This window comes from Micrococcus sp. KRD026, assembly GCF_017168445.1.
Lineage (GTDB): Bacteria > Actinomycetota > Actinomycetes > Actinomycetales > Micrococcaceae > Micrococcus > Micrococcus luteus.
In genome coordinates this window covers 1-1,229 of the sequence record NZ_JABFBA010000084.1, presented here as the reverse complement: position 1 = coordinate 1,229, position 1,229 = coordinate 1, and the positions used below count along the sequence as shown (strand labels likewise).

Here is a 1,229-nt window from a genome sequence, read left to right as displayed (position 1 = left end):
CGAAGAACGCCCTCGCCCGGCAGTAGAAGCTCACGGTCGTGGCCGCCCGCTCGTCCTCCAACGCTTCGGTGTAGGCCAGCCGGGTGTACCCGTCGATCGCCGAGTGCAGGTAGGTGTACCCGACCCGCCGGCCGGCACCACGCTTGGAAGCACGGCCTGCTTCACTTTCACGTCCGTGGGTGCGCCAGCCGCCCCCGTCTGGGATCTTCCCGATCTTCTTCACATCCAGGTGCACCATGTGCCCCGGGCCGCGGGCGGTGATCTTCTGGGGTCGTTGGCGCAGGTCTTCCCCGGCCGGGGTCAGGTCCCGTAACCGGGAGATCCCGAGTCGGTGCAGCCACCGTCCCACGGTACGAAGACACACCCGGTGGCCCTCGGAGACGAGGTGGTGATGGATCCGGCGGGCCGACCACTTCTCCCTGCGACGCAGGGTCTGGATCTGAGCCACCACCTCGGGATCGAGCTGGGCAGGTGAACGGTGCGGCCGGCTGGGCAGGTCCTGAAGGCCGCCTTCTCCCTGGGCGCGGAAGCGGGCGACCCAGGTGGCCACCGTGGGCCGGCTCACCCGGAACTCGGCGGCCACGTGTGCCTGCGGGATCCCGTCGTGCAGGTGGCGGTGGACCATCCTGAGACGGCCGGTCGGGGTCAGGGGTGCGTTAGCGTGAGTCATGAGCGGGTCTTTTCGGGCAGGTGGGTTGTTGAGGAACTTCCATCCTGCGGGAGAGGCCCGCTCGTCTCATCTCAGCCCGTACCCCGTGGCAAGAACCTCATGACCCACAACACCTAGGGCATGTCTGACAATCGTTTTGACCATGCGAGCACAGCATTCAGCACCACGGCGGACCGGTAGACGATCGCGTACTTGTCATACCGGGTCGCCAGGCCCCGCCACTGCTTCAGGTGCGCGTACTGGCGCTCGATGACATTGCGGCCCTTGTAGGCGGCCGCGTCGAGGCCAATGGGGCGCCCGCCGCGGGCACCGCGCCGTCTGCGGTGGCCCTGCTGGTCGGCCGGTTCAGGGATGACCGCTTTGATCCCACGGGCGCGTAGGTGGGTGCGGATCGCCCGGGAGGAGTACGCCTTATCGCCCAGCACCGCCGCAGGGCGGGTCCGGGGCCGCCCTACTGGCCGGGTCACGCGCAGCTGCTCCAGAAGAGGAAGCAGCATCGGGGAGTCCCCTGCCTGGCCGGGGGTGATCAGGCTGACCAGCGGCAGCCCGGTCCCATCGA

The 1,229-nt window shown here is 68.7% G+C and carries 2 protein-coding genes; both read right to left on the bottom strand.

What is annotated here, in order from left to right; all coding sequences use genetic code 11:
* On the bottom strand, positions 1 to 670 hold a 670-nt coding region (locus J1M40_RS12435), incomplete at its 3' end, for a leucine zipper domain-containing protein (RefSeq protein WP_206450862.1).
* 113 nt (positions 671 to 783) lie between these two features.
* A partial coding sequence (locus tag J1M40_RS12430; protein ID WP_206450861.1) for a transposase occupies positions 784 to 1,229 on the bottom strand: 446 nt, incomplete at its 5' end.